Genomic DNA, 26,081 nt, shown 5'->3' with positions numbered 1-26,081 from the left:
CAATTGTTAGCGGCCCGAAAACCCCCTGGCAAAGGTGTGACCTACGGCGAAACGCCGTACCCCCACACCCCCGACAGGAGATCAAATGCCGGAATTCCGCCGCCACTCCGGTACGGCCCTCTTTCGTATGTGAGCCACGCCCCATGAGCGCCCTCACATCCCCGGCCCCCTCCAATCGCTCGGCGTGAGCAAACGGGCACGGTCTGCGGCACCACTCGCAGACGGACGCTAGAATGAGACGTTTGTTCGACACCAAGGGTGGGGACCAGAGTGAGACGAGCGGAACTGAGGGAAGTCGCGAGCGAGCTGGCCGGCGTGCTGTGGCAGGAGCACACCGTCTACCGCGACCGGGCCGGCCAGGTGGTCATCCGAGGCGAGCACGTACAGCGCTGGATCAGCCTCGCGTCCACGGGCGGCAGCGACGAGGCCCTCCTGCGGGCAGGTCGCATTCTCGACGGCGGCACCACCGCACCGGCGCGCGCGGAAGCCGTGGTCCCCCTCTCCGCCGGGACGGCCGCCCTGGCCGCGGCCTGCCGCCGGCTGCTCGCCGAGACCACCGACGACGCCACGACGCCTACGCCCCGCGGACCCCGGCAGCGACGCAAGCCCCGGTCGCGGCGCGACGGGCGCAGCCCTCACACCGGGCTCACCTCGTGGATCGTGATCGTGTGCGTGGCGGGGTTCCTCGGCCTGTGCGCGTACAGCACCTGGGCGAACGGCATCTGAGCCGCGGCGGGCCGACAGCCGCTACGGCTGCCGGCCCGCCGCTCCCGGGCGGTGGCCGGGTGGGTCAGCAGGCGTCGACCCAGTCGTCCGAGGAGATGTTGTCGTTCACCTTCTCGCCCTGGCCTCGGCCGGGGGCGGTGAACACGGTCCCCGCGGCGTTCAGGTCTGGAATCGACTGGCCCTGCTGGAGGCAGACCCATGAGCCGGTCATGGCCAGACCGTAGTAGAGGCGGACGTTCGCGAGACGGCCGGGGAAGCCGTTGTTCCAGACGTCGGAGATCTTGTTCCGGCAGCCCGGCCAGCAGAGCACGCGTACGAATCTTGTGTGTCGTCATGCGTTGTCCTTCGCTTTCTGTCACGGCCGTGCCGCCCGGTGCGGCATCCGGCGGGGGCTTTTGTCGGTCCGGTGGGCCCGTCAGCGCTCGCCCAGGGCGGCGACGACCGCGCGCCCCTGGTAGCGCCTGGTTCTGCAGGCGGACCTTCCGATCGATGTCACGGCGGTACTGGCGGCGCAGCGCCGAGCCGTGGTGGTCGTCGAGCCGCCGGGCGAGTCCGGCGAGCCCGGTCCGTGTCGCGCACCGCGCCTCTGCCAGGGCGAGTGCGGTCTCCTGTCCGCGCGGCATGGGATCGGTGGTGGAAAGGGCGGCGGCGCGGGCCTGGCCCGGGGTGTCGTACGGATGGCCGGCGCGGCGCATGCACTGCGCCCATGCGGTGACGCCGCGGGTGTAGCGGGGGTCGGCCATGACCCGGGCCCTGCGCAGGGAGTCCAGGGCCCGCACGGTGTTCGACAGCTGGAACCACGCGCTGACGTCGCCGTACAACCGGCGCTGGGCGGCCGAGACGCACCCGCGGTCGCTGCGCCGCACCACGCCGCCGGTGGGAAGGGTGGCGCGCAGCCCGTCGGGGCTGGGGCCGTTCGCGGCGACGAGGGCCTGGGCCCGGCGCGGCGCGGGCAGCGACTGGAAGTACCGGCGGTTGGGGTCGCGCCGGGCGAGCTCACGCAAGTCCCGCCACATGTCGCGGCCGTAGCCCTGCTCCCTCGCCCGGACGGGATCGTCGAGCACGTAGGGAAAGGAACGGTCGTCCGTGAGTGAAGCGCTGGGTACGAGGTGGTAGTCGAAGCCCGCGCCGCGCATGCAGGACCGCAGGAGCAGTTGCTCCGCGTCGTGCAGCAACCGCTGGAGCTGGGCGGTGGGGGCGCCGCTAGGGGCACGCGCGCCCGTCGGGTCGTGGGCGGGGTGCGGCCATCGCGCCCACCACGCCGCCGTCAGCAACAGCGCGACCGCGGCACCGGCGGACAGGAGGGCCAAGGTCCGCGTGCGGGACCGTTCGAACAGCATGTCGGCTCCAGAAGGCCGTCGTGGCGGTGGGGCAGGGTGCGGGCCGGTCCTTCCGGCACGGAGCGCCGGGAAGGGGGCCGGCCCGCTTCGCGGGCCCTGGTGCGCGGCGTCATCGCCGACGGCCGCGCACCAGGGCCCGGAACCTGCCGGTGGGGGGTCAGCCGGTGATATTGACCGGGCGGTAGGCGTGGTAGCCGTCGCGGCCGTTCACGCCGTAGGAGTGCTGCTTCCAACGGGTGCCGACGCCGCCGGCCTGCTCGTAGGACTTGTACGCGGTGTGGGCGCTGTCGGCCCAGCCGTCGAAGATGACGACGTGGCGGAAGTCGGCGCTGTCGCTGTCCGCCTTGATGACGAGGTCGCCGGGGGCGAGCTGGTTCATGGCGATCGGGCGGGTGTAGCGGCTGCTCTTGAGCTTGACGGTGTTGGGGGCGGGAACCCCCAGGCGCAGGGCCATGGAGACGTAGCCGGAGCAGTCCTGCCGGTAGCCGTCCTTCCAGTGCTTGACCTGGCTGTACGGGACGGGTCGGCCGTTGTTGGCGGTCAGCCAGGTCTTCGCCCGCTGCAGCATCTGGGCGCGGCTGATGCCGGGCGCCGCGACCCGGGTGACCGGGGCGTGGTGGGCGGCGGCGTGGGCCGCGGTCGTCGGCGCGGTGGGCTGTGCCGCGGGTGCCGAAGGAGCCGACAGGGCCGTGGAACCCGCGCACACCAGGGCGGTGAGCGCCGCCATTCCCCATCGCTTGACCACGGTCGTGGACGGGGTGGTGGACGTGTTGGACATGGGTGTCTCCCGTGTGGGTGAAAGGGTGATGCGGCGATCGGCGCGGCAGTGCGCTGTGCGCCTCGTCGCTCGGATGGTTCGGGGCCGCGGCACAGCGCTTCTGCGCCTGCTCATGTGGCGCCCCGTCGGCGCGGCGACGGACCCGGTTGTTCCCGGTCCGGCTGCCGAGCCGGTGATCCGAGTCTGTGGCGGCGTGTCACCCACCGCAAGAATGTCCCGTTTGCTTCAGTGAGGTCGGGATCCCTAGGGTTCTGACCTGCTGGGACGTGCTCGTCCCGGGACCGGCGAGACCTGTTGGGACAGGCGTCGTCGGATGTGCGGAAGGGAGTTCGCATGGCCGGCGGTGACAGGCGTGCCAGCAGCCCGGCGCGGCAACTGGGGAACGCGTTACGTGCGTTGCAGCGGCGGTCCGGCCGCACGCTGCGCTCCCTGGAGACCGAAGTGCAGAGCAGCGACTCGTCGCTCTCCCGGTACTTCCTCGGGACCACGGTCCCGCCCTGGTCCACGGTCCGTGAACTGTGCCGGGTGCTGGGCGCCGACCACACGGAGTACCGGGCCCTGTGGGAAGCGGCCGACCGTAGCCAGGGCAGGCCACCCGCGGACCCCGAGCCGGCTGAAGGGCCAATCGAAGGGCCGGCTGACGCGCCGACTGGCATCCCCGCTCACGCACCGGCTGACGAACCGGCTGACGGACCGGCACCTCGAGCCCGCCGTCGGCTCGGCTCACTCCGTACCGCGCTGCGCGGCCGCTGGGCGTACGCCACGGCGGGAACCGTCGCCGGCCTCCTGCTCGGTGCCGCGCTCACGTCGCTCACCCTGCAAGCCGACCCGGCGTCCACTGCCGGCTCCCGCACCACGCAGGCGGCGGGCAAGGAACGCGCGCCGCAGCACGCGACGGGGCTGTCCGAGTCCGTACGGATCTTCGTCAGCCGGGCGACCGGGCGCTGTCTGGACGACAGCCTCGACAAGAGGCTGCGTTCCTACGACTGCAACGGGATGAGCTACCAGCGGTGGACGGTTCATCCCTTCCCGGACGGCACGCGTCAGCTGCGGAACCACGCCACGGGCGCGTGTCTGGCCGACGGCGAGGCGGAACTGCGGGCGGCTCCCTGCTCGGCGTCCTCCTCCGCCGCGGCCGCGCAGTCGTGGACGGTGACCACATGGCCCGACGAGTCGGTGGAGCTCAGGAGCAAGGCGACGGGGGCCTGCCTGGACGACGACGGGAATGCCGGACTGCGGGCCCGCCCCTGCGACCGCTCCGGTCACCAGAAGTGGGGCTGACCGCGTTCATACCGCGGTCAGGCCCCTGCAGCGCCGCCCCGCACCACGGGACGGCCGTTCTCGAAGCCGAGGCCGGCGATGTACATGGCCCGGGGTGAACCGAGGGCGCGCCTGCCGTGGAAGACGATGCGGTCACGGCCGTCCGGGCCGGTCACCACGTCCTGGCCGCCGGGGCTGTGGACCGCGCCGGCGAAGGACTCGGTGCTCATCAGCGGCGCCTCGGCCTTGGTGTACGGGCCGTTGAGGCGGCTCGCCAGGGCGTAGCCCGTCTTGTAGGCGTCCTCGCCGTAGAAGCCGGCCGAGTAGAACAGCACGTAGCGGCCGGCGCGCTTGACGAGGGTGGGCGCCTCGACGACCTTGCCCTCCCAGGGCCGGTCCTGCTTGATCAGCCGGACGGCCGGGCCCGTCGTGCGGGTTCCGTCCCGGGAGACGGGCTGGAGGTGGAGCCAGGTGTCCATCTCGCAGCAGTTGCCGTCGTTCTTCCAGAGCATGTAGCGATGGCCGTTCTCCGTGTAGCTGGAGGCGTCGATGGCTCCGCCCTCCGCCACCGGGCAGACCAGGGGGCCGTCACCGACCGGCCGGAACGGGCCGTCGGGCGAGGGCGACAGGGCGGCGCCGATGCACTGCTTGCCGCCTGCCCGGTCCAGGGCGGTGTAGTGCATGGTGAAGCCGGTGCCGTTGTCGAACACTTCAGGGGCCCACACCTTCCCGCGGTCCGGCACCGCCCAGGCACCGAGGGAGGGCAGCGCGTCCGCTCCCACGACCGTCCAGTGGACGAGGTCGCGCGAGGTGGCGTGCTGGATGTTCTTTCCCTCGCCGTTGGTCGCGTAGGCGTGGTAGGTGCCGCCCGCCTTCACCACGTCGGGATCCGCGAATTCACGGTCGATGACGGGGCCGCTCACGGCGGCGCCGGCCGGGGCGGCGGCGTGACACAGGACGGCCGCCAGAACGGCGAGGAGAACGAGAAGACGGTGGGGCCGGCGCGTGGCGGCGTGGTGGAGCACGGGGAGCACGGAATCCCTTCCTTCGGCTTGTCCGCTCGGTTTGTCCGCTCGGTCGAGCGGTGCGTCAGCGCGAGTGTGGTGCGCGGGGGCGGCCCGTGGGGTGCGGTGGGCCGCGCGTCACGCTTTCGGAGGGCGGCCCATCGGATCGTCCGGGCGCGGCGTGGGCGTGGGCCGTCGGAATGACGGTGGGGCGGGGTCGAGCGGGCCGTAGGGTTGGCGGGGAGTGTGTACGGATATCCGTGCTGTCATGACACGGGACAGGCGGCACGACGGCGAGGGCGAGGGGCCCGGGCGCCGGGGTACGCGGGAGGCGCCCGGCCAACCGACCGACATGGGCAGGAAGTCGTGGTGGGCGGTGCTGCGCCGCACGGCGGCGGAGTTCAAGGAGGACGAGCTCGCCGACCGGGCGGCGGCCCTGACCTACTACGCGGTGCTGGCGCTGTTCCCCGCGCTGTTGGTGCTGGTGTCACTGCTGGGTGTCGCGGGCGAGTCGGCGACGAAGAGCATTCTGGAGAACCTGAAGACGTTCACGCCCGGCGCGGCCCGCGACATCGTCACCCACGCGATCGAGCAACTGCGGGCCGCCAGTGGTCTCGGATCGATTCTGGCGGTGGTCGGTCTGCTGGCCGCGCTGTGGTCGGCGTCGGGGTATGTGGCGGCGTTCATCCGCTCCGCCAATGCCGTCTACGACATCCGCGAGGGGCGCCCGGTGTGGAAGGTGACGCCGTTGCGCCTCGCCCTGACGCTGGTGCTGATGATCCTGGCGTGCGTCAGTGCGTTGCTGGTGGTGTTCACCGGGGCTCTGGCGCGGCAGATGGGCAAGGCGCTGGGTGTGGGCGAGGTGGCGCTCACGGTGTGGTCGATCGCCAAGTGGCCGGTGCTGATCCTGCTGGTCACGATCATGATCGCAATCCTGTACTGGGCGGCGCCGAACGCGCGGGGCCGCGGCTTCAGGTGGGTCACCCCGGGCAGTTTCCTGGCCCTGGCGATCTGGATGGCCGCCTCGGCCGGCTTCGCGCTGTACGTGGCGCACTTCGGTTCCTACAACAAGACGTACGGCACCCTCGCCGGGGTGATCATCTTCCTGGTGTGGCTGTGGATCACGAACCTGGCGATCCTGCTCGGCCTGGAGTTCGACGCGGAACTGTCCCGGCAACGGGCGATCATCGGCGGACACCCCCCGGGCGAGGAGCCCTACGTCCAGCCCCGCGACACCCACGCCTGGCCGGACAAGGACCGCGAGGACGGGGACGACGGCTGACCGGGGTCGCCGGACGCGGCGCGCCGCCGTTCGGTGAGGTGATACGGGGGCGGAGGGGCGGTCGGGCGGGTGTGAAGGAGCAGTGGGCGGGGGCGTTCGCCCGGAATCGTTGCCGCCTGCGCGCGACGCGGCCGGTATGCCATCGATGAGGACGTCGTGCGCGACCAACGCTCCGCCGTGTCCGGCACGGGGAGAGAACGCAGAGGCAGTCGATGAGTCAGGACCAGCCGGGCCCGTATGGCATACCGCCGCACCAGCCGCCGCAACCGCCCACCGCCCCGGCCCCGTATCCGTACCCGCCCCCACCGCCGCGGCCACCGGGCGGGCGGGGCAGGGGAGGACGGTCGCCCTCGTGGTGGGGGTGTTCGTCCTCGCGGGGGCGGTCGCTGCCGGGGCCGTCGTCCTCACGCGCGGAACGCAGGGAAGCGACCGGCAGGAGCCTTCGCGGGCCCCGGGGACGGACGGCCCGTCCGGGGCGGCGGGCCCCGGCGGCCTCAGGGACGCCGTCGAGGCGGCGCCCGGCTCCACGCCGTCCGGCACCGGAGACGGCAAGCGCTATCGGCTCACCGCTCCGGACACGATCCTGGCCGGCACGTACCGGAAGGACCCGGTCACGAGCCGGGATCCGTTCCGCGAGGTGGACAAGCAGACGCTCGCGATCGTCGGCGTCACCGACGCGCAGAGCGTCGGGGGCGCGTACAGGTCCGACACCACGGCACCCTCTCTCAAGCTGGCCAATTTCGGCGGCCTGTGGGGTGGGGTGAAGGATCCCGAGGCGACGGTGGACAACATGTTCCGCACCTTGATCCTCGGCATTCAGGCGGACCCCACGGGCAAGCCGGAGCTCGAGGGCAGTCCCAAGGCGTTCAGGCCGAGCCGGCTGGACGGCAACGCGGTGATGAAGTGCCAGAAGATGAAGACGACTGATCCGTCCCTGGGCGCGCAGTCCTTCACGGTGCCCGTGTGCATCTGGGCCGACAGCAGCACCGTCGGCGTCGTCTCCTCGGCCGACGCCACGACGATCCTGCTCCATCAGGACCCCTCGCTGGAGCAGGCGGCCGACACCACGGCGAGGATCCGGCTGGACGTGCGCGTGGAGATCACCCGCTGAGCGACGCGCGCTGACCCCTGGAGTGGCGGCGCGCCATCCTCCTGAGGTAGGGGCTCGGGGTCGTCCCGTACTCGGTGGGAGTAGCGATCCCCGTGCCGTGAATGCCACGTTTGATGGAGATGACACCGTCCTCGTCGGTGATGCGAAAGATATCCCTTCCGCCGCATGCTTAAGGTGCGAGGGCGCGGGGGGACGCGCCCCACCACGGGGGGATTTCCACCGATGTTCGATTACTCAGGCTTCTTCGCCGATCGTATGGACAGTCTCCGCAAGACCGGGCAGTACCGCACGTTCGTCGAGATCGAACGGCTCGCCGGGCGCTTCCCGCGCGCTCTGCACCACCGGCCCTCGGGGCCCCGGGAGGTCACCGTCTGGTGCAGCAACGACCATCTGGGCATGGGTCAGCACCCCGCCGTCCTGGCCGCGATGCGCGCCACGCTGGACGCCTCGGGCGCCGCGGCCGGTGGGTCGCGGAACATCTCCGGCACCACGCCGCACCATGTCGCGCTGGAGCGTGAGATGGCCGACCTGCACGGCAAGGAGAGGGCGCTCAGCTTCATCACCGGCTACGCCGCCAACGACGCCGCGCTGTACGTCCTGGGCAGGACGCTGCCGGACTGCGCGTTCTTCTCCGACCGGCTCAACCACGCCTCGATGATCCTGGCGATGCGGGCGAGCGGCGCCGAGCGGCACGTCTTCGCCCACAACGACCCCGCCGACCTCGACCGGCGGCTGAGCACCGTCCGTCGCGGCCGGCCGAAGGTGGTCGCGTTCGAGTCCGTCTACTCCATGGACGGCGACATGGCCCCCATGGCCGACCTGTGCGCGGTCGCCGAGCGGCACGACGCCCTGGTGTACGTCGACGAGGCGCACACCGTCGGCATGTACGGCCCCCAGGGCGCGGGCCTGGCCGCGCAGCTCGGCGTCGCCGACGGGGTCACCGTCCTGATGGGCACGTTCGCCAAGGGCTTCGGCACCGCGGGCGGATACCTGGCCGGGCCCGACCCGGTGATCGACGCGGTGCGCAGCCTGGCCCCGGCGTTCATCTTCACCCTGTCCATGCCGCCGGCGCTGGCCGCCGGCGCCCTGGCCAGCGTTCGGCACCTGCGCGCCGGCGACACCGAGCGCGAGCTGCTGCACGAGCGCGCCGGGCTGCTGAAGTCGCTGCTGCGCCGTTCGGGAATCCCGCTGGTGAGCGACGAGAGCCACATCGTGCCGGTGCTGGTGGGCGACGTGGACAAGTGCCGGCGGCTGGCGGGCATCCTGCTGGACCGCCACGCGCTGTACGCGCAGCCCATCAACTTCCCGAGCGTCGCCCGGGGCAGCGAGCGGCTGCGCATCAACCCCTCGCCCGTCCACCGGCCGGAGGACGTCCATCACTTCGCGGACGTCCTGGACCGCACCTGGGACGAGCTCGGCCTGCCCCGCACGCCGGCGCCCGCCTACGCGGAACCGGCGTGAGCGGCCCCGGACCCGGGCCGCTGGTCGTCCCCCGCCCGGAGGCGGCGGAGGACGACCGGCGGGCCACGCCGTGGGGCCGCTGCGCCGTGCTGTACGCCTTCCTCTTCCTCATGGGGTGCGAGACCTTCCTGGTGTCGCCGCTGCTGCCGACGATCGCCGACGACCTGAACGTCGGCACGGGTGCCGCGGCCCGGATCGTGACCGCCTACGTGCTGACGTACGCCGTCGCCGCTCCCCTGCTCGGCGGCGTCTCCGACCGGTTTCCGCGCCGGGTGTTCGTCGCCGGCGGCGGACTGCTGTTCCTGTGCGGCAACCTGCTGTGCGCCATGGCCGGCAGCCTGGGCGCGCTGACCGCCGCCCGCGCGCTGACCGGGCTGGGCGGTGCGATGGCCGCACCGGCCATGTGGGCCTACTTCGCCGAGGCCGCGGCGCCGCGGCAGCGCGGCCGGGCGGTGGCCGGCGGGGTGGCCTGCTACGCCCTCGGCCAGGTCCTGGGCGTGCCGCTGGGCGGGCTGCTCGCGCGGACCGCCGACTGGTCCTGGGCCTTCGCGGCGCTGGCCGCCGGGCTGGTGCCGGTGGTGGTCCTCGTCCTCTGGCTGCTGCGCGGCCCTCGCCCGGCCCGCCGGGGTTCGGTGCTGGGCGGGTTCGGGATCTGGCGGGACCGGCGGCTGGCGCTGCCTCTGCTGTCGACGGGGTTCCTGCAGGCGGGCCGGCTGGGTGCGTATACGTTCGTCGGCGCGCTGTTCACCGAGCGGTTCGGGTTCGACGTGGGGCGGCTGGGGCTGGTCGGGCTGTTGGTGGGGGCGGGATCCCTGGCGGGGTCGGTGCTGGCCGGGCGGGTGATCGACCGGGTGCGCGAGCGCGGCCGCGACGAGAACGGCCTGTCGGCCGTTCTCGCGCTGGTGTTCGTGGCGGCCGCCGTCGTCGCGCTGTCCGTCACCCAGCTCGCGGTGACTCTGGCAGCGCTGTTCGTCTGGTTCGCGGCCGGGGGCGCCTTCTACACCACGCAGCAGACCTATCTCGGCAGCGCCAGCCCCCGCCGGAGGGCGAGCGTGGTCTCGTGGAACGGCACCCTGGACCACCTGGGCGTCGCCGTGGGCACCACGGTGCTGAGCCCCTGGCAGCCGGCGGGCCCGGCGTTCGTCGCCGTCACGGCGGGCCTGGGCGTCATCGCGGCGGGCCTGTCGGCCGTGACCGCCCGGTCGAACGCCCGGCTTAAGGCCTGAGCGTACGACCGGCGGGCCCGGCCGGCAGCCGTGCTCAGAACGCCGAGTGGGCGAACCAGTGGGCGAGCAGGTCCCGGTCGCCCAGGAGCTCGAAGGCGTCGCTGTCGCGGTCGAGGCGGCCGTAGAGGAGCAGGAGCAGGTCCGCGGCCGTGCCGCGGACCGTCGCGTCCGCGGTGCGCGGCGCGGCGTCGGCGGGCACCGGTCCGAAGCCGTCGGGGCGCAGGCGGATCAGCCAGTCGCCGCCACCGTCGCCCTCGCCGCTCTCGTCGGCGTCCGTGCAGCTGAACCGGATGGTCCGGTCGGGGGCGCGCAGTTCGGCCGTGCGGGGCGCGAAGGGGGTGGCGAAGGGCAGGTTGGTCAGGAACTCGTCGACGCCGTCCACCGCCAGTTCGCGGTCGATGTGCGGGGTGAGCCCGAGGGCGTGTTCGGCGTCGGCCCGGTGGACGAGCGTCTCGCAGAGCATGCGGCGGACCCAGAACCGGGCGTGCTGGTCGACGCCCCAGGCCCACATCGGGGCGTCCGGGTCCATGGCCGCGAAGACCTCGGCGGCCTCGGCGGCGCTCTCGGCCAGCCAGTCCGGGTAGTCCTCGGACCGCTCCGGCAGGCGCAGGTCCATGTCGCGGCTGGTCGGCGCCTGCTGGACGCGCTGTCGCAACAGGGCCGCGAACCAGCGGTGGACGCTGCCGACGTGCCGGGTCAGGTCGGCGAGGGTCCAGTCCGGGCAGGACGGGACCGGGGTGGAGAGGTCGGCGCCCTTGACGAGGGCGACGAACGCCGCCGTCTCCGTCGCGACGGCCGAGGCGTGGGCGTCTGGATTCATGTCCGGTGTCCTTCTCGTCGGCGCTCCCCGGCCCGGCACGGGTCGTCGTGCCGGGCCGGGGGCGCATGGTGGGGTGGTGTCCGCCGGTGGTGGCGGACCGGTCAGCCGAGGGGCTTGTCGAGAACGGCCTTGGTGTGGCTGAACGTGTCGATGGAGTACGGGCCGTGGTAGCGGCCCATGCCGCTCTCGCCGACACCGCCGAACGGCAGGTCGGGCACGGTCAGATGAGCGACGGGCAGGCCGAAGGCGAGCGCGCCGGAGGACGTCTCCTCGGCCAGTCGCGCCTTGGTGGCCGGGGATTCGGTGAAGGCGTACAGGGCGAGCGGCTTGTCGCGCTCGTTCACGAACGCGATCGCCGCGTCCAGGTCGGGCACGCCGATCACCGGCAGGATCGGCCCGAAGATCTCCTCGCGCATCACCGGGGCGTCCGGGGAGACGTCGGCGAGGACGGTCGGGGCGAGGTAGCGGGTGGCCCGGTCGTGCGCGCCGCCGGTGACGACGCGCCCCTCGTCCAGGAGGCCGGTGAGCCGGTCGAAGTGCCGGTCGTTGACGATCCGCCCGTACTCCTCGTCGGCCGACGGGTCCTCGCCGTATGCCGCCCGGACGGCGGCGGCCAGGTGCTCCTCGAGCGCGGCGGCGGTATCGCCGATGGCGAGGACGTAGTCCGGTGCGACGCAGGTCTGGCCGGCGTTGAGGAACTTGCCGCGGACGATCCGCTCGGCCGTGACCGCCAGGTCGGCGCCGGGCTCGACCAGCACCGGGCTCTTGCCGCCGAGCTCCAGCGTGACGGGGGTCAGGTTGCGGGCGGCGGCGGCCATGATGATGCGCGCGACCGTGCCGTTGCCGGTGTAGAAGATGTGGTCGAACCGCTGCTCCAGCAGCGCGGTGGTCTCGGCCACGGCTCCCTCCACGACCGCGACGGCCCGCGGGTCGAGGTAGCGGGGCAGGAGCCGGGCGAGCGCCGCCGAGGTGGCCGGTGCCAGCTCGCTGGGCTTGACCACGGCCGCGTTGCCCGCCGCCAGGGCCCCCACCAGCGGGGTCAGGGCGAGCTGGAGCGGGTAGTTCCACGGCGCGATGACCAGCACGACGCCCAGCGGGTCGCGCACCACCCGCGCCTCGGCCGGCCGGAGGGCCTCCGGGAGGGCGACGGCCCGCGGGCGGAGCCACTCCGTCAGGTGCGCGACGGTGTGGTCCAGCTCGTTCAGGGCGAAGGCGATCTCGGTGCGGTACGCCTCCTTCGGCCCCTTGCCCAGGTCGGCGTGCAGGGCGGCCAGCAGCTCCTCGGACCGCTCGGTGAGCAGGGTGCGCAGGGCGCGCAGCTGGCGGAGCCGCCAGTCGAGCGGCTTGGTGCGGCCGGTCGCGAACTCCGCCCGCAGCCGGGCCACGACGGCGGCCGGGTCGGTGTCGGTGGCCGCGGCGGTCTCGGTGGTCCGGGCCAGCGCGGCGACCAGGGCGTGGGCCAGGGGCGCGGAGGAGGCGGGGTTCTGGCCGGTGTAGAGGTTGCGGTCGACGACGATGTGCGGCGTGAACGGCTCGGCGGCGACGACGTCGGCCCCGAGCTCGGTCAGCCGGTCGGCGAGCAGCCAGGCGGCGCGGTCGGCGAACCCGGCGGCGGTCTCCTCGGCGTTGCTGAACGCGGTCATCCGGTAGCCGGCGAACGGCCGGGCGCCGTCCTCGCGGCCGCCTTCCTCGCGGTGGGCGTCCTCGCGGTGGGCGTCCTCGCGGTGGGCGTCCTCGCGGTGGGCGTCCTCGCGGTGGGCGTCCTCATGGCGGGCGGCGAGCAGCGCGGCGGGCGCGTGGCAGACCAGGGCGAGCGGCTTGCCCGACTCGAGGGTGCGGGTGAGGATCCGGCCGGAGACGGGATCGTGGGCGAGGTCCTCCATGGGGCCGTGGCCGCCGGGGTAGAAGACCAGGTCGTAGTCGTCCGGGTCCACCTTCTCCAGCGCGGCGGGGGCCTCGAGCTCGGCCCGAATGGCCTCGAGGTAGGAGGCGAGGCGGTCGGCCCGGTCCTGGCCGCCGTTGGCCTCGGCGGCCAGGCTCGCCAGGTCGACCGGGGCCGCGACGCCGCCGGGCGTCGCGATCGTGATGCGGTGACCCGCCTCGCGGAGGATCCGGTGGGGTTCGGCGAGCTCCTCGGCCCAGAATCCGGTCGGGTGCGACGTGCCGTCGGCCAGCGTCCAGTGGCCGGCGCCGGTGACGACGAACAATACGGAGGTCATGGCGGTGCTCCAGGTGACGGCGGGGGTGAAGCCAAGTAGTTAAAGGCTTAGATGGTTCATACCCTTAAGCAATGAGGTGAAGGTAAACCTCAATGGTTGAGCCAGTCAACTTTTCCCCGGGGGGCGCTCCGGCCCGCCCCGCACGCCGCTTTGTATTCTCGGCAGGCGCCACTCCACCGATGCCGTACCCGCGGGAGGAAACACCATGACCACCGAGCTGAGCCCCGACGCCCTGACCGAGCTCCTCGAGCGAGCCCGCCAGGACTACCGGGACCTCGCCGGACGCGGGCTCTCGCTCGACCTCACCCGGGGCAAGCCGGCACCGGAGCAGCTCGACCTCTCCGAGGAGCTGCTGAGCCTGCCCGGCGGGCGGTACACCTCCGCCGACGGCACCGACGTGCGCAACTACGGCGGCCTGCAGGGCCTGCCCGAGCTCCGGGAGATCTTCGCCGAGGCGCTCCAGGTCCCGGCCGGCCAGCTCCTCGCGGCCGGCAACTCCAGCCTCGAGCTGATGCATGACTGCCTGGTGCACGCCCTGCTGAGCGTGCTGCCGGGCGCCGAGTCGCGCTGGGTGGAGCAGGAGCGGATAGCGTTCCTGTGCCCGGTGCCCGGCTACGACCGGCACTTCGCCCTCTGCGAGCGGTTCGGGATCGACATGATCCCGGTGCCGATGACCACAGACGGCCCCGACATGGACGTCGTGGAGCGCCTCGTCGCCGAGGACCCGGCGATCAAGGGCATCTGGTGCGTACCGAAGTACAGCAACCCGGACGGCGTCTGCTACAGCGACGCGACCGTGGCGCGGCTCGCGTCGATGAGCACCGCCGCGCCCGACTTCCGGATCTTCTGGGACAACGCCTACGCCGTCCACCACCTCACCGACGAGCCCGTCGAGGTCGCCGACCTGCTCGCCGCCTGCGCCGGGGCCGGGAACCCGGACCGGGTGTTCGTGTTCGGCTCCACGTCGAAGATCACCGCGGCGGGCGCGGGCGTCGCCTTCTTCGGCTCCTCGCCCGCGAACGTCCAGTGGCTGCTGGGCAACAGCGCCAAGCGGTCCATCGGCCCGGACAAGGTCAACCAGCTGCGGCACGTCCTGTTCCTGCGGGACACCGACGGGCTGCGCGCCCACATGGAGCGCCAGCGCGCCCTCCTGCAGCCCAAGTTCGAGGCCGTCGCGCGGATCCTGGACGCCGGGCTCGGCGGCACCGGCCTCGCCACCTGGACCTCGCCCAAGGGCGGCTACTTCGTGACCCTCGAGGTGCCGGAGGGCTGCGCCAAGGAGGTCGTGCGCCGCGCCGCCGAGGCCGGCATCGTGCTCACCCCGGCCGGCGCCACGCACCCGTACGGCGACGACCCGCGCGACACGGTCATCCGGATCGCCCCCAGCTACCCGCGCCTCGAGGAGCTGGAGCAGGCGATCGAGGGCCTCACCGTCTGCGTCCGCCTCGTGGGCTACGAGCAGCAGGCCCGCTAGGAGCCGTCCCGACGGGCCGCGTGCCCGTGGCGGGATCGCTCGTCCGGCCGGTCGCGCCGGGCGGGTGATCCCGCCGCCCGCCCGCGCGCGCCGCCGCCCGCCGGCGCTCCCGCCCGGCAGACTTCGCGTCGTCCGGGCGTGCCGTTCGAAGCGCCCGGCATGCCGTCGGAGCGCGGAGAAGGGTCGGTGTCCTGCCCATGTCCATCGAAGAGAACAAGAAGCTCGTCCGCCGCTTCTACGAGGAGATCGACAAGGGCAACGTGGACGCCCTGGACGAGCTCGTGGCCGAGGACTACCTCGACCACTCGCCGCCGCCGTTCCCGGGCTTCGCGCCCGGTCTCGAAGGCCTGCGGCAGGTCTTCCGGCTCTTCTGGGACGCGACACCCGGCACGCACGAGGTCCAGGACCAGGTCGCGGAAGGCGACAAGGTGGTCACGAGACTGCTCTGCCGCGGCGTCCACGAGGGCGACCTGCCCGGCATCCCCGCCACCGGCCACCAGCTGACGATGACGGCGACGGTGATCCACCGCATCGAGAACGGCAAGCTCGCGGAGAAGTGGTCGGACAAGGACCTCCTGTCCTTCCTCCAGCAGCTCGACGTCGTCCCCCCGCTCGGACCGGACGCGCCGGAAGAACGCTAGGGCGGGGTCCATCGCAGTGGGCAAACGCCTGCTCTCGCTCCCACTTCCCGGGAAACATCCGGTCATCCAGCGACATGATCAGGTCAATACCCGTCGCCCGAAGGACCTCGTGATCACCGGGCGCGTCCTCCCTCGTTGGTGTGGTGCGACGGATGCCGGCTGTTCGGCATCCGCCCCCCTGGAGAGAGGAATCACGGACACCCATGGACATCGCCACCATCACGTCCCGCACGGCGGCCGCGGCCGCGCTGGCCCTGGCACTCGGGCTGGGAGCCGCTCCCGGCGCCCAGGCCGCGCCCACCGTCGGCGTGGCGGCCCAGGCCGTCAGAGGGGATGACGGGGGCGGCTGGCAGGGTGAGGGCGGGCTGACACTGAACGCGGCGGACAACGCGCGCGTGGACGCGTTCGCCGACCGGGCGAAGAGGGCCGAGCGTTCCATCAGCCCGCAGGTGCGGGCCGCGGCGCGGCTGAGCTCGGCGGAGCTGGTCGGGTTCGACCACCGGCTGAAGTCGCCGGACTCGCTCAAGCGCAAGGTCGCCACGGCCATGAAGGAACACCCCGGCCAGAACGTGAACGAGGCGCTGGCGGACATCAAGGACTCCGTGCGCTACACCCTGCAGTGGCCCGACGCCCGCTACACCGCCGGCGTCACCGTCGCCTCGCACCTGCTGTCCGCATGGGGCAACGACAGCACCAAGTGGTCCAACACCTGGGGCCGCGCCAAGGGCTACCGGGCCATCAACTCCGGCTGGCGGGCGCCGCGCTCCGAGCACCTCTTCGAGGTCCAGTTCCACACCCCGGCGAGCAAGAACGCCCAGGAGGTCACGCACAAGCTGTACGAGGAGCAGCGACTGCCCGGTACCACCCCGGAGCGCGCCAAGGAGCTCCAGGAACAGCAGGACGCGATCTTCGCCGCCGTCCCCGTCCCGCAGGGCGCCGACCGCCTCTCCGGTCCGGCCCCCACGCGCTCCGCGCCGGTCGGATGAGCCGGGCCGGGGCGCAGGAGGACACCCGCCGACACGGATTCCGACGCGCCCCGGCACCCCTTCCCGTTCACCCCGCCGGAGCAACCCCGCTCGCGCCCACCCCCGTACGTCATAGGACGGTGATGACGGGTGGTGCGGAGCGAGGAGCGGACAGGGCCGGGATGCAGATCGTTGTCGACCTCAATCGCTGCCAGGGCTACGCCCAGTGCGCGTTCCTCGCTCCCCAGGTGTTCCAGCTGCACGGCGAGGAGGCGCTGACGTACGCGCCGGCCGTTCCCGACGACCAGCTGGAGCGGGTCCGCGGGGCGGCGACGGCATGCCCCGTTCAGGCCATCCTCGCCGGCGAGCAGGCGGGCGCCGATGCCGGCTGAAGCGCGTTCCGACGGCCGGATCGTCATCGTCGGCGCGTCGCTGGCCGGGCTCCGCGCGGCGGAGACGCTGCGCGACGAGGGGTTCTCCGGCGAGCTGACCCTGGTCGGGGAGGAGCCCCACCCTCCGTACGACAGGCCGCCCTTGACCAAGCAGGTCCTCCTCGGCCGGGTACGGGCGGACGACGTCGGGCTGCCGCGGCGGCGCGCGGTGGAGGCGCGCTGGAAGCTCGGCGTACGGGCCAGCGGCCTGGACCTGTACGGCAAGAAGGTGCTGCTGGCGAACGGCGAACAGCTGCCGTTCGACCGGCTGCTGATCGCCACCGGGACGCGGGCCCGGCCCTGGCCGGACCCCGACGCGGCCCGTCTGGACGGGGTGTTCACGGTCCGGACACGCGACGACGCCGGCCGCCTCGCCGAACGGTTCGCCGCCGGGCCGCGGCGGGTCCTGGTGATCGGGGCCGGATTCACCGGCTCGGAGATCGCCTCCGCCTGCCGGGAGCGCGGCATCGAGGTGACCGTCGCCGAACGCGGCCCGGCACCGCTCGTGGGCGCGCTGGGCGGGACGCTCGGCGCCTTCGCGGCGAGAATGCAGCGGGCCCACGGCGTCGACCTGCGCTGCGGCGTGACGGTCACCGGGCTGAAGGGCGCCGACGGCCGGCTCACCGGCGCCGAGCTCTCCGACGGCGGCCGGATCGACGCCGACATCGCCGTGATCGCGCTGGGCGCGGTCCGTAACACCGAGTGGCTGGCGGGCTCGGGGCTCGCCGCGGGGCCACGGGGTGTGGCGTGCGACGCGGGATGCCGGGCCTTCGACATGTACGGCATCGTCACCGACGACATCTTCGTCGCCGGCGACGTGGCCCGCTTCCCGCATCCGCTGTTCGAGTACCAGATGCTGTCCCTGGAGCACTGGGGCAACGCGGTCGCCCAGGCCGAGGTCGCGGCCCACAACATGATCAGCTCCGGCCCGCACCGGCGCCCGCACCTGACGGTGCCCGCCTTCTGGTCCAGCCAGTTCGGCCTCAACATCAAGTCGATCGGGGTACCGACCTTCTCCGACCAGGTGGTCGTCGCCCAGGGATCACCGGAGGAGGGAAGGCTGGTCGCGGTCTACGGCTACCGCGGCCGCGTCACCGCCGCCGTCAGCGTCAACCGGGCCAAGTGGCTGGAGCACTACCGGCGCCTGATCGAGACGGCGGCGCCCTTCCCGCCCGGACCCGGCGCCGCCGACCGGCCCGAGTCGGCCGAACCCGTCCCCTCCGACGTACCGGATCCGAAGGTCCTCTCGCACGGACCCACCGTCGCCCTCACCGGGCATCTTCCGGACCGGCGCCTGACCCTGGTGCGGCCCGGCGGCTGACAGCAGGACCCCCCGACGAGGAGCTCGCGCGCATGTCCACGGAGACGCTGTTCCACCGGATCGCCGACTACGCCAGTCGCCCCGACCCCTACCCCCTCTACGCCGAACTGCGCGAACACGGCGTCGTGCGCCAGGACGACGGCAGCTACCTGGTCGGCACGTACGACGAGATCGCCGCCCTGCTCCACGACCCGAGGATCAGCTCGGACCGCCGCCTGCGCACCGTGCCGGACCCCCTGGGCCCCGGACAGGACGACGTCCCCCCGGCGTTCATCGGACTCGACGACCCCGAACACGACCGGCTGCGCCGGCTGACGATGCGCCCCTTCGGCCCACCCCACTCCCCCGGCCGCATCGACGCCCTACGGGACGAGATCTCCCGGATCGCCGGCGAACTGGCCGACGGCTTCGGCGGCGACGGAAAACGGATCGACATCGTCGACGACTTCGCCTACCCGCTCCCCGTCACCGTGATCTGCCGGCTGCTGGGCGTGCCGACCGAGGACGAACCACGCTTCCGCGCCTGGTCGGACACCATCGTCGCCGGCTTCGACTCCACACCGGGCGAAGACCCCGAACAGCGCGTGCGCTCCGCCACGGAGGCCCGCCGGGCGATGGCGCTGTACCTCGGCGAACTCGCCGAGAGCAGGCGCGGCCACCCGTCCGACGACATGCTCTCCGCCCTCGTCAACGACGAGGCCCCCGAGGGACGCATGAACCGGATCGAGCTGATGACCACGTCGGTGCTCCTCCTCATCGCCGGGCACGAGACGACCGTCAACCTCATCACCAACGGCGTCCTCACCCTGCTGCGCCACCCCGACGCGCTCGCCCGGCTGCGCGACGATCCCGCGCTGATGCCCCAGGCCGTCGAGGAGCTGCTGCGCTACGAACCACCCGTCCAGATGCTGCCCCAGCGCACCCCACTGGCCGACGTCGAGGTCTCCGGCGTGACCGTCCCCCAGGGCGCGCCCCTGATCCTCGTCCTCGCCGCCGGCAACCGCGACCCCCTGCGCTTCGCCGAGCCCGACCGCTTCGACATCACCCGCCCCGACAACCAGCACCTGGGCTTCGGCAGCGGCGTCCACAGCTGCTTCGGCGCCCCGCTCGCCCGCATCGAGACACAGATCGCGCTGACCACGCTGCTGCACCGCCTCGGCGACCTCCGCCTGGTGGAGGACCCGCCCCCGTACCGGACCAATCCCGTGCTCCGCGGGCCTCGCCACCTGGTCGTCGAGCCCCGCGCGTGACGCCAGGACGGTGTCAGGGCCGTGTCAGCGCCGCGTCAGGGACGGCTGGCAATATTCTCTGTGTGAGCGGGGCCGGGAAGAACCGGCGCCGAACACGGAGAGGTGCCCGGAGTGGTTTATCGGGGACCAGAGCACAGCTCACGGTCGGGTTTTGCCCACGCAGGTTCGAATCCTGCCCTCTCCGCCGACAGCACTGTTCATACAGCCCATACGGCGCATACGGCCCATGCGGCTAGGGAATGGACAGCTTCCACGTGTACGACGCGTGGAGACCGCCGGGGGCGTACACGAGCTCCAGGTGGGAGGGCTTGGTACGCGCCGTGTACACGAACTCCAGGCGCGTCGTGTCGCCTTCCGACACCAGGTGCGGTTCGCTCCCGGCCAGCTCACTGGGGTAACTGGTGAGTCGTTCGACGCCCGGGTTCGCTCCCTCGTAGCCGCCGATGTCGTGGCTGCGCAGTTCCACCGGGGCGCCGCTGCGGTTCGTCACGGTGACGGGCACGCGGTAGGTGTACGCGGCCGGTGCGGCGCCACCCGTCATCTCCGGGGTGGGCTTGATGGACTCGACGGGGCCGATGGAGACCCGGACACCGTCGTCGTAGGTGATGGTGCCCTCGCGCCCCGGGCCACCGCCGGCCGCGGCGCCCGTGTGCTTGCGCCCGCTGACCCGGTCCTCGGTGTTGTAACGGACGCAGCCCCCGTCGGTCCACAGACCGGGCTTGCCCGTGTACTCGTCGACGCCCATGGTGATCGTGACGCCATGGTCGTCGGTGGTGGTGATGCCCGGCCAGCGCGGGGTCCGGTCCTGGGAGTTCAGGGGCTCGTGCGGCGGCTTGTCGTCGGTCTTCCAGCCGCGGTGCTCCCAGGCGGCGCGAAGCTTGTCCAGATCCGCCCGGTACTCGGCCTCGGTGGCGTAGCGGAGCTCCCACGTGTAGCCGGGCTGCTTCCTGGTCACCCCGTCACCGTCGAACCCCAGGTCGTCGACGCACGAAGTGCTGCCCACTTCCCGCATCCAATCGGCCCTGCCGACGCCCGGCCGCAGATCGCCGATGGTCTGCCGTCCCGCCTCCCGGGTCCTGATGTCCTGCTTGCGGAAGTCCGCCGCCGACCGCACGGGTCCGCCCCCGAGGTTCTCGAGGAAGTCGGACACGGCCCAGAGCCCCCACCCGACGACTCCGGCCGTGGCGATACCGATGACCCAACGCCGCACGACCACCTTGCGGCTCACCCCGGGGGTCGGGGTGGCGTCCGGTACGAGAGTCGGCTCCTGGGGCGGGTGTTTCTCCATGAGGCGATCTCACCTCATGACGCGGGCGCACCGGAAGGTGCTCATGTGCTCAATGAGGACTGAGTAGGTCTACTCAGGGTGCGGGGAGGAATACCCTGCCGGGGCCGCCCCCAGGGCGGCCGGAACCGGCAGGGCCGCCCGGCGCGTTGTCGATCAGGAGGCGGGCACACCGGGAGTCTGGGGGCACGGGTGGAAGCGGAACCGGAATCGGAACGGGAAGAACGGCGGGGCATCGGGCGGCGCCGGGTGCTGCTCGGGGGTGCCGCCGTGGTGGCGGCGGGGGTGGCGGGGTACACGGGACGGGACGGGATCCAGCGGTGGTGGTGGCGTACGTCCGGGCGGGAGAGACCGCGCAAGGACGGCGTGCTCGATCACCCGGGCGCCACATGGGTCGCCGCGTCGTCGGCGAACTGGCGGCGGGCGGACCGGCCGCTCGATTTCGCCGTCGACCGGGTGGTCGTGCACGTGGTCCAGGGCAGTTACGACGACGCCCTCCGGGTCTTCCGCGACCCCCTGCACAAGGCGGCCGCGCACTACGTGGTGCGCAAGGACGGGCTCGTCGCGCAGACCGTCCGCGAGCTGGACGTGGCCTTCCACTCCGGAAACCGCGCCTTCAATGAGCGCAGTGTCGGAATCGAGCACGAGGGGTACGTGGACCGGCCCGACGGGTTCACGGACGCGATGTACACCGCCTCGGCCCGCCTCACGGCCGGGATCTGCGACCGCTACGCGATCCCCGTGGACCGGACCCACATCGTCGCCCATTCCGAGGTGCCGGGCACGGACCACACGGACCCCGGACCGCACTGGGACTGGGACCGGTATCTGAGGCTCGTACGGGCGGCCGCCCGCTGAGGCCGGCCGCTCACGAGCGGTCGAGCGCCTCGTCGTGCCCGCTCCGCCCGCCGAGGAGGTGCTTCCTGCCCCAGGCGCCGAGGGGGCCGAGCGCCTCGTTGAGGGAGACGCCGAGCGGGGTGAGGGCGTAGCTGACGCGGCGTACCGCTCCCTCGAAGGCCTCCTCCCGGAGGACGACGCCGTCGTCCTCCAACTCCCGCAGGTGGGAGGTGAGGACCTTCTCGGTGACGCCGGGGATCCCGCGCCGCAGTTCACCGAACCGGCACGGCCCGCCGTCCAGCGCCCACAGGATGAGCACCTTCCACTTGCCGCCGACCACGTCGATCGCCGCGTCGATACCGCACACGTAGGTGTCCCGCCTGGTCATGTGCTCACTTTAAGGTAAGCACCCACAAAACAGTGCGTACTTGATCATGGTCCGGGCCCGTACGAGCCTGGTCCGTATGAACACCCACACCACTTCCAAGACCCCCATCACCCTTCTCGGACTCGGCGACATGGGCACCGCGCTCGCCCGCGCCTGGCTCGCGGCGGGGCATCCGCTGACCGTCTGGAACCGCACGCCGGGGAGGACCCGGCCGCCGGCGGACGAGGGCGCCCGCGTCGCGGCCACCCCGGCCGAGGCGGTGGCCTCGGCCACCGGCCCGGTCGTCCTGTGCCTGCTGGACGACGCCTCCGTGGGTGAGGTGCTGGACGGCGTCGACCTGAACGGCAAGGACGTGGTCAACCTGACCACGAACACCCCGTCCCAGGCCCGGGAGCGCGCCCGCTGGGCCGCCGATCGCGGGGCCCGCTTCCTCGACGGCGGGATCATGGCCATTCCCCCGATGATCGGCCGGCCGGAGACCGGCGGCTACGTCTTCTACAGCGGCGACCGCGAGCTGTTCGAAGACCATCGCGCGGTCCTGGAGGCTCCCGCCGGGGCGACGTTCGTCGGCGAGGAACCCGGCCACGCGGCGCTGCACGACGTCGCCCTGCTCAGCGCGATGACGGGCATGTTCGCGGGCATCACCCACGCCTTCGCGCTCGTGGGCCCGGAGAAGGACCTGGACCGGATCCGGTTCGCCACCCTGCTCGCGGACTGGCTCGGCGCCATGGCCGGCGCCGCCCACGGCATGGCCGCCCAGCTGGTGAGCGGCGACTACACCGAGGGCGTCACCTCCAACCTCGCCATGATGACGGCCGCCAACGACACGCTCCTGGCCACGGCGGAGGAACAGGCCACCGATCCCCGGCTCATCGCCCCCTACATGGAGCTGATGCGCCGCCGCGTGGCCCAGGGCCACGGGGACGAGGGCCTGGCGGGCACGGTCGGCCTGCTCGGCGGCGCGTAACGGTTCACGCGGCGCAGAATTCGTTGCCCTCCGGGTCCTGCATGACCCACCAGTGCCCGGCAGGCCCCCTGTCGACCTCGCGGACGCGGGTCGCCCCAAGGCCTTCCAGCCGGGCCACCAGGTCGTCGAGGCCGCCGGGCTCGCTGTGGACGTCGAGGTGCAGGCGGTTCTTGCCGGACTTCTCCTCGGGGACGTCCTGGAAGAGCAGTCGTCGGCCGCGGCCGACGCCGCTGGTCGCGTCGAACGGGTCCTCGGGGTGGCGGATCGCCGCGTAGCCGCGGAAGACCTTGCGGCCACGGTGCTCGGTGGCCGCCTCCTCGCCGATGTGGCCGGCGGCCAGCAGCTGCTCGATGAGCGGACCGGGGTCTTCCACCTCGTACTCCAGGGCCGAGGCCCAGAAGTCCGCGAGGGCGGGCGCGTTCGTGCTGTCGATGGCCAGCTTCCAGTTCAATGCCATGTGACCAGTTATACGAGGCGGCCGCCGGGTGCGTACCGCCCCGCCCGGCGCTCGTTGAATTCCCTGAACCGGCAACAGGACTTTGCCGCCTCCTCCTGGCCGATGCACGCTCCCCGGCATGAGCACGCACAACGATTCCGGACGCGGACACGACCACACGGACGTCGGTCCAGGAGAACGAAGAGAACCAGGAGAAGACGAGACAGCGGCCGAAGGCGCGGGGCGGGCGCCTTCGGTTCGGTGGGCGCTCGCCTGCCTGTCGCTCTCCGTGTTGCTGTCCTCCCTCGGCACCAGCATCGCCAACGTCGGCCTGCCGACGCTGGCCCAGGCGTTCAGCGCCTCTTTCCAGGAAGTCCAGTGGATCGTCCTGGCCTATCTTCTCGCCATCACCACCCTCATCGTCAGCGTCGGACGACTCGGTGACATCGTCGGCCGCCGGCGGCTGCTCCTGGCCGGAATCTCCCTGTTCACGGTGGCCTCGGTGCTGTGCGGCCTGGCGCCCACGCTGTGGCTGCTGATCGCCGCCCGGGCGGCGCAGGGCCTCGGAGCGGCCGTGATGATGGCGCTCACCATGGCGTTCGTGGGTGAGACGGTTCCGAAGGCGAGGACCGGCAGGGCCATGGGGCTGCTGGGAACGATGTCCGCGATCGGCACCGCTCTCGGTCCCTCGCTGGGCGGGGCTCTGCTCTCCGGTCCCGGCTGGCGCGCGATCTTCCTCGTCAACGCACCGCTGGGTGTCCTGGCCTTCCTTCTCGCACGCCGCCACCTGCCCGTCGACCGGCGGGAGCCCAGGACCGGCCGAGCCGGCTTCGACCCTGTGGGGACCTCGCTGCTCGCTCTGACGCTCGCGGCGTACGCGCTCGCCATGACACTCGGGCACGGCGGATTCGGTTCGCTCAACGTGGTTCTGCTGCTGACCGCGGCCTTGGGGGTCGGCCTCTTCGTACGCGCCGAGGCGAGGGCGGCATCGCCTCTGATCCGACCGGCCATGTTCCGCGATCCGGTGCTGAGCTCGAGCCTCGCGATGAGCGCGCTCGTCTCGACGGTGATGATGGCGACCCTCGTCGTCGGACCGTTCCATCTCGCCCGTACGCTCGGGCTCGACGAGGCTCGTGTCGGGCTCGTCCTGTCGGTCGGTCCGCTCGTCGCCGCGCTGAGCGGTGTGCCGGCAGGCCGCGTCGCGGACCGTTTCGGCGCACCCCGCATGACCGTCGCCGGGCTCATCGGGATGGCGGCCGGTTCCTTCCTGCTGTCCCTGGCACCGGCGACGCTCGGCGTCCTCGGCTACATCGCCCCCATCGTCGTCGTCACCGCCGGCTACGCGGTGTTCCAGACGGCCAACAACACCGTCGTCATGACCGGCATACGCCCGGACCAGCGCGGTGTCACGTCCGGCATGCTCAACCTCTCCCGCAATCTCGGCCTGATCACCGGAACGTCCGTCATGGGGGCTGTGTTCGCGTTCGCGTCGGCGACGAAGGACGTCACGACGGCACGCTCCGACGCCGTCGCCACCGGTACGCACGTCACGTTCGCGGTCGCGGGGGTCCTCATCGTCGTCGCGCTCGCCATCGCGATCGCCGGCTGTGAACGGGCTGGAAATCGGAAGAGGTGATCCGGGCGGGGCCCGGCGAAAAGGCCTGGGTACGATGCGCCCGCACCATCGAACGAACTCGAAGGGGGCCGTCATGCCTGGCCCGCACACCACCCCGGTCCCGCCTTCCGTCCCGGCGTCGTCCGAACCCGCCCGCGACCCGGGCGACATGGCGCGGCGACGCTGGTCGCGGACGAATCCCGTACGGGTCGGGTTCGTCGCCGCCGTTCCGGTGCTCGGCCTGATGGAGCCCCGGCTGGGCGGGGTCGCGCTGATCGCGGCGCTGGTCGTGCTGTGGCGGGACAACCCCTGGCCGAGGGCCGGGAAGGTCGCGGCGACGATCGCCGCCATGGCCCTTCTGGGCGCGGTCGTGCCCGCCCCGCCGAAGGCCGCCGGCACGAAGGCGGCCGGCACGAAGACCCCGGTGGCGCCACGAACCCCGAAGACGACCCCGAAGGCGACGACACCCCCGGCCCCCGACTACCGCGGCAAGAAGCTGGACGTGGCGTACGGGCAGGCCACGAAGGCCGGGTTCGTCGTCAGCTCCCACGACGCGTCCGAGAAGAACACGTTCGTCCGGAGCCGCTCGCTGTGGACGGTCTGCTTCCAGGAGCAGGGCCGGGGCGGCGTGCGGCCGACGCTCGACTTCGCCGTCGTGCGCAGCGGCGCCCCGTGCCCGAAGAAGGACGGCGAGCCCATCCCGTGGCCGACGATGCCCGAGCTGGTGTGGAAGACGTGGCGCACGGCTCGTCCGCAGGTCGTCGCCCTGGGCGTGCGCTCCGATCACGTCGAGGCGCGGGCGGCGTACCGCAACGACACGCTGCCCGGTGAGGGCGAGTACGACGACTGGCGGGTGTGCGCGCACGATCCGGCCGAGGGCGCGACGGTGCCGGCCGACACGCGCGTGACGCTCTACCTGTCGTCCCAGGACAACGGCTGCCCGGAGCCGGATCGGGGGACCGGTACCGCCGTGGACCTGCCGGACCGGGACGACGACGGCGATCCGGACTACCGCGACCCCTTCCCCGGCGATCGCGACCGCAACACCCGTTTTCCCGACGGGATTCCCCACCTGGGCGATTCCGACGGCTCCGACGGCTCGTCGGGCAGTTCCCACGGCGGCGGCCGGAGCGTCTGCCACCACACCCGCTTGTGCTGACGGGCGGAGGTGCGGCAGGGCGGAGCGAACAGGTGACGGACCGTCAGGGCCCTCCGCAGGCAGGCGTTCCCGCGTCACCGGCCCG

General features: G+C 72.5%; 25 protein-coding genes and 2 pseudogenes. 18 read left to right on the top strand and 9 right to left on the bottom strand.

Going from position 1 to position 26,081, the window contains the following annotated elements:
* The first annotated feature begins 270 nt into the window (after positions 1-270).
* On the top strand, positions 271-726 hold the full coding sequence (locus J1792_RS16335) for a hypothetical protein (protein ID WP_242705140.1): 456 nt from the start codon (positions 271-273) through the stop codon (positions 724-726).
* A 64-nt stretch (positions 727-790) separates the two neighbouring features.
* Here J1792_RS16335 and J1792_RS16330 read toward each other — a convergent pair whose 3' ends face one another.
* Positions 791-1,036, bottom strand: a complete 246-nt coding sequence (locus J1792_RS16330) for a hypothetical protein (protein WP_086567545.1) — start codon at positions 1,034-1,036, stop codon at positions 791-793.
* Positions 1,037-1,467: 431 nt separating this feature from the next.
* Between J1792_RS16330 and J1792_RS16325 the strand changes: the two genes are divergently transcribed.
* Complete coding sequence (locus tag J1792_RS16325; RefSeq protein WP_207247565.1) at positions 1,468-1,755, top strand: hypothetical protein; 288 nt, start codon at positions 1,468-1,470, stop codon at positions 1,753-1,755.
* Positions 1,756-2,223: 468 nt separating this feature from the next.
* Here the strand turns inward: J1792_RS16325 and J1792_RS16320 are convergent, their stop codons facing one another.
* Positions 2,224-2,844 carry an NlpC/P60 family protein gene (locus J1792_RS16320; RefSeq protein ID WP_086567542.1) on the bottom strand — a complete coding sequence of 207 codons (621 nt, stop codon included), beginning with the start codon at positions 2,842-2,844 and terminating at the stop codon, positions 2,224-2,226.
* A 333-nt stretch (positions 2,845-3,177) separates the two neighbouring features.
* On the opposite strand from J1792_RS16320, the gene J1792_RS16315 reads away from it, so the two are divergent.
* A complete protein-coding gene (locus J1792_RS16315; RefSeq protein ID WP_207247564.1) occupies positions 3,178-4,125 on the top strand; it encodes a helix-turn-helix domain-containing protein in 948 nt (315 codons plus the stop codon).
* A gap of 17 nt (positions 4,126-4,142) precedes the next feature.
* Here the strand turns inward: J1792_RS16315 and J1792_RS16310 are convergent, their stop codons facing one another.
* Positions 4,143-5,138, bottom strand: coding sequence for a glycoside hydrolase family 43 protein (locus tag J1792_RS16310; protein ID WP_307843007.1), 996 nt, complete (start codon positions 5,136-5,138; stop codon positions 4,143-4,145).
* A gap of 238 nt (positions 5,139-5,376) precedes the next feature.
* Here J1792_RS16310 and J1792_RS16305 point away from each other — a divergent pair, with 238 nt between their 5' ends.
* The 4 genes from J1792_RS16305 (at position 5,377) to J1792_RS16290 (ending at position 10,188) form a co-directional block, all read left to right on the top strand.
* Positions 5,377-6,390 carry a YihY/virulence factor BrkB family protein gene (locus tag J1792_RS16305; RefSeq protein ID WP_207247563.1) on the top strand — a complete coding sequence of 338 codons (1,014 nt, stop codon included), beginning with the start codon at positions 5,377-5,379 and terminating at the stop codon, positions 6,388-6,390.
* Positions 6,391-6,742: 352 nt separating this feature from the next.
* Complete coding sequence (locus J1792_RS16300; RefSeq protein ID WP_207247562.1) at positions 6,743-7,501, top strand: hypothetical protein; 759 nt, start codon at positions 6,743-6,745, stop codon at positions 7,499-7,501.
* 222 nt (positions 7,502-7,723) lie between these two features.
* Complete coding sequence (gene hemA, locus J1792_RS16295; RefSeq protein WP_207247561.1) at positions 7,724-8,962, top strand: 5-aminolevulinate synthase; 1,239 nt, start codon at positions 7,724-7,726, stop codon at positions 8,960-8,962.
* On the top strand, positions 8,959-10,188 hold the full coding sequence (locus J1792_RS16290) for an MFS transporter (protein WP_207247560.1): 1,230 nt from the start codon (positions 8,959-8,961) through the stop codon (positions 10,186-10,188). The genes hemA and J1792_RS16290 overlap by 4 nt, the downstream gene beginning before the upstream one ends.
* Before the next feature lie 34 nt (positions 10,189-10,222).
* Here the strand turns inward: J1792_RS16290 and J1792_RS16285 are convergent, their stop codons facing one another.
* From J1792_RS16285 to J1792_RS16275, 3 genes and pseudogenes are all read right to left on the bottom strand, one after another.
* Positions 10,223-11,008: a maleylpyruvate isomerase family mycothiol-dependent enzyme gene (locus J1792_RS16285; protein ID WP_086573443.1), complete on the bottom strand. Its 786-nt coding sequence runs from the start codon at positions 11,006-11,008 to the stop codon at positions 10,223-10,225.
* A 101-nt stretch (positions 11,009-11,109) separates the two neighbouring features.
* Entirely contained in the window at positions 11,110-12,447 is a 1,338-nt protein-coding gene (locus J1792_RS16280) for an aldehyde dehydrogenase family protein (RefSeq protein ID WP_207247823.1), read from the bottom strand.
* Positions 12,445-13,227, bottom strand: a pseudogene (locus J1792_RS16275) (type 1 glutamine amidotransferase domain-containing protein); the annotation flags it as partial. The pseudogene J1792_RS16275 and the gene J1792_RS16280, both read right to left, overlap by 3 nt.
* A gap of 205 nt (positions 13,228-13,432) precedes the next feature.
* Between J1792_RS16275 and J1792_RS16270 the strand changes: the two are divergent.
* From J1792_RS16270 to J1792_RS16240, 7 genes and pseudogenes are all read left to right on the top strand, one after another.
* Entirely contained in the window at positions 13,433-14,701 is a 1,269-nt protein-coding gene (locus J1792_RS16270; protein WP_086573440.1) for an aspartate aminotransferase type Ic, read from the top strand.
* A 197-nt stretch (positions 14,702-14,898) separates the two neighbouring features.
* Positions 14,899-15,342: an ester cyclase gene (locus tag J1792_RS16265; RefSeq protein ID WP_086573438.1), complete on the top strand. Its 444-nt coding sequence runs from the start codon at positions 14,899-14,901 to the stop codon at positions 15,340-15,342.
* A gap of 203 nt (positions 15,343-15,545) precedes the next feature.
* A complete protein-coding gene (locus J1792_RS16260) occupies positions 15,546-16,328 on the top strand; it encodes an ATP nucleotide 3'-pyrophosphokinase (RefSeq protein ID WP_086573437.1) in 783 nt (260 codons plus the stop codon).
* Positions 16,329-16,489: 161 nt separating this feature from the next.
* Positions 16,490-16,699 carry a ferredoxin gene (locus J1792_RS16255; RefSeq protein ID WP_086573435.1) on the top strand — a complete coding sequence of 70 codons (210 nt, stop codon included), beginning with the start codon at positions 16,490-16,492 and terminating at the stop codon, positions 16,697-16,699.
* Positions 16,689-18,059, top strand: a complete 1,371-nt coding sequence (locus tag J1792_RS16250; RefSeq protein WP_086573434.1) for an NAD(P)/FAD-dependent oxidoreductase — start codon at positions 16,689-16,691, stop codon at positions 18,057-18,059. Before J1792_RS16255 ends, J1792_RS16250 begins: the two co-directional genes overlap by 11 nt.
* A 32-nt stretch (positions 18,060-18,091) precedes the next feature.
* Positions 18,092-19,309 (top strand): cytochrome P450, encoded by a 1,218-nt coding sequence (locus J1792_RS16245; RefSeq protein ID WP_086573432.1) that lies wholly within the window; start codon positions 18,092-18,094, stop codon positions 19,307-19,309.
* Between the two features lie 96 nt (positions 19,310-19,405).
* Positions 19,406-19,493: pseudogene (locus tag J1792_RS16240) on the top strand.
* Between the two features lie 48 nt (positions 19,494-19,541).
* On the opposite strand, the gene J1792_RS16235 reads toward J1792_RS16240, so the two are convergent.
* On the bottom strand, positions 19,542-20,597 hold the full coding sequence (locus tag J1792_RS16235) for a hypothetical protein (RefSeq protein WP_207247559.1): 1,056 nt from the start codon (positions 20,595-20,597) through the stop codon (positions 19,542-19,544).
* A gap of 189 nt (positions 20,598-20,786) precedes the next feature.
* Here J1792_RS16235 and J1792_RS16230 point away from each other — a divergent pair, with 189 nt between their 5' ends.
* Positions 20,787-21,452: an N-acetylmuramoyl-L-alanine amidase gene (locus tag J1792_RS16230; protein ID WP_242705138.1), complete on the top strand. Its 666-nt coding sequence runs from the start codon at positions 20,787-20,789 to the stop codon at positions 21,450-21,452.
* Between the two features lie 10 nt (positions 21,453-21,462).
* Here the strand turns inward: J1792_RS16230 and J1792_RS16225 are convergent, their stop codons facing one another.
* The gene (locus tag J1792_RS16225) at positions 21,463-21,819 is read right to left on the bottom strand and encodes a winged helix-turn-helix transcriptional regulator (protein ID WP_207247558.1); all 357 of its coding nucleotides are present in this window, start codon (positions 21,817-21,819) and stop codon (positions 21,463-21,465) included.
* A gap of 76 nt (positions 21,820-21,895) precedes the next feature.
* Here J1792_RS16225 and J1792_RS16220 point away from each other — a divergent pair, with 76 nt between their 5' ends.
* Entirely contained in the window at positions 21,896-22,786 is an 891-nt protein-coding gene (locus J1792_RS16220) for an NAD(P)-dependent oxidoreductase (protein ID WP_086574916.1), read from the top strand.
* A 4-nt stretch (positions 22,787-22,790) separates the two neighbouring features.
* Here the strand turns inward: J1792_RS16220 and J1792_RS16215 are convergent, their stop codons facing one another.
* Positions 22,791-23,243 carry a VOC family protein gene (locus tag J1792_RS16215; protein WP_207247557.1) on the bottom strand — a complete coding sequence of 151 codons (453 nt, stop codon included), beginning with the start codon at positions 23,241-23,243 and terminating at the stop codon, positions 22,791-22,793.
* Between the two features lie 118 nt (positions 23,244-23,361).
* On the opposite strand from J1792_RS16215, the gene J1792_RS16210 reads away from it, so the two are divergent.
* The gene (locus J1792_RS16210; RefSeq protein ID WP_207247556.1) at positions 23,362-24,858 is read left to right on the top strand and encodes an MFS transporter; all 1,497 of its coding nucleotides are present in this window, start codon (positions 23,362-23,364) and stop codon (positions 24,856-24,858) included.
* Positions 24,859-24,931: 73 nt separating this feature from the next.
* Positions 24,932-25,996: a PASTA domain-containing protein gene (locus tag J1792_RS16205; protein ID WP_207247555.1), complete on the top strand. Its 1,065-nt coding sequence runs from the start codon at positions 24,932-24,934 to the stop codon at positions 25,994-25,996.
* The last annotated feature ends 85 nt before the right edge of the window (positions 25,997-26,081 follow it).

This window comes from Streptomyces triculaminicus (assembly GCF_017349075.1).
In the GTDB taxonomy this organism is placed as follows: domain Bacteria; phylum Actinomycetota; class Actinomycetes; order Streptomycetales; family Streptomycetaceae; genus Streptomyces; species Streptomyces triculaminicus.
The sequence above is the reverse complement of the archived record's forward strand: the minus strand, read 5'-3'. Positions and strand labels throughout refer to the sequence as shown.

Bases quoted from the DNA above. Each gene is read 5' to 3' on its own strand.
- J1792_RS16325 (WP_207247565.1), top strand. From the start codon at position 1,468: ATGACCCGGGCCCTGCGCAGGGAGTCCAGGGCCCGCACGGTGTTCGAC.
- J1792_RS16320 (WP_086567542.1), bottom strand. From the start codon at position 2,844: ATGTCCAACACGTCCACCACCCCGTCCACGACCGTGGTCAAGCGATGG.
- J1792_RS16315 (WP_207247564.1), top strand. From the start codon at position 3,178: ATGGCCGGCGGTGACAGGCGTGCCAGCAGCCCGGCGCGGCAACTGGGG.
- J1792_RS16305 (WP_207247563.1), top strand. From the start codon at position 5,377: ATGACACGGGACAGGCGGCACGACGGCGAGGGCGAGGGGCCCGGGCGC.
- hemA (WP_207247561.1), top strand. From the start codon at position 7,724: ATGTTCGATTACTCAGGCTTCTTCGCCGATCGTATGGACAGTCTCCGC.
- J1792_RS16285 (WP_086573443.1), bottom strand. From the start codon at position 11,008: ATGAATCCAGACGCCCACGCCTCGGCCGTCGCGACGGAGACGGCGGCG.
- J1792_RS16270 (WP_086573440.1), top strand. From the start codon at position 13,433: ATGACCACCGAGCTGAGCCCCGACGCCCTGACCGAGCTCCTCGAGCGA.
- J1792_RS16265 (WP_086573438.1), top strand. From the start codon at position 14,899: ATGTCCATCGAAGAGAACAAGAAGCTCGTCCGCCGCTTCTACGAGGAG.
- J1792_RS16260 (WP_086573437.1), top strand. From the start codon at position 15,546: ATGGACATCGCCACCATCACGTCCCGCACGGCGGCCGCGGCCGCGCTG.
- J1792_RS16255 (WP_086573435.1), top strand. From the start codon at position 16,490: ATGCAGATCGTTGTCGACCTCAATCGCTGCCAGGGCTACGCCCAGTGC.
- J1792_RS16250 (WP_086573434.1), top strand. From the start codon at position 16,689: ATGCCGGCTGAAGCGCGTTCCGACGGCCGGATCGTCATCGTCGGCGCG.
- J1792_RS16245 (WP_086573432.1), top strand. From the start codon at position 18,092: ATGTCCACGGAGACGCTGTTCCACCGGATCGCCGACTACGCCAGTCGC.
- J1792_RS16235 (WP_207247559.1), bottom strand. From the start codon at position 20,597: ATGGAGAAACACCCGCCCCAGGAGCCGACTCTCGTACCGGACGCCACC.
- J1792_RS16225 (WP_207247558.1), bottom strand. From the start codon at position 21,819: ATGACCAGGCGGGACACCTACGTGTGCGGTATCGACGCGGCGATCGAC.
- J1792_RS16220 (WP_086574916.1), top strand. From the start codon at position 21,896: ATGAACACCCACACCACTTCCAAGACCCCCATCACCCTTCTCGGACTC.
- J1792_RS16215 (WP_207247557.1), bottom strand. From the start codon at position 23,243: ATGGCATTGAACTGGAAGCTGGCCATCGACAGCACGAACGCGCCCGCC.
- J1792_RS16210 (WP_207247556.1), top strand. From the start codon at position 23,362: ATGAGCACGCACAACGATTCCGGACGCGGACACGACCACACGGACGTC.
- J1792_RS16205 (WP_207247555.1), top strand. From the start codon at position 24,932: ATGCCTGGCCCGCACACCACCCCGGTCCCGCCTTCCGTCCCGGCGTCG.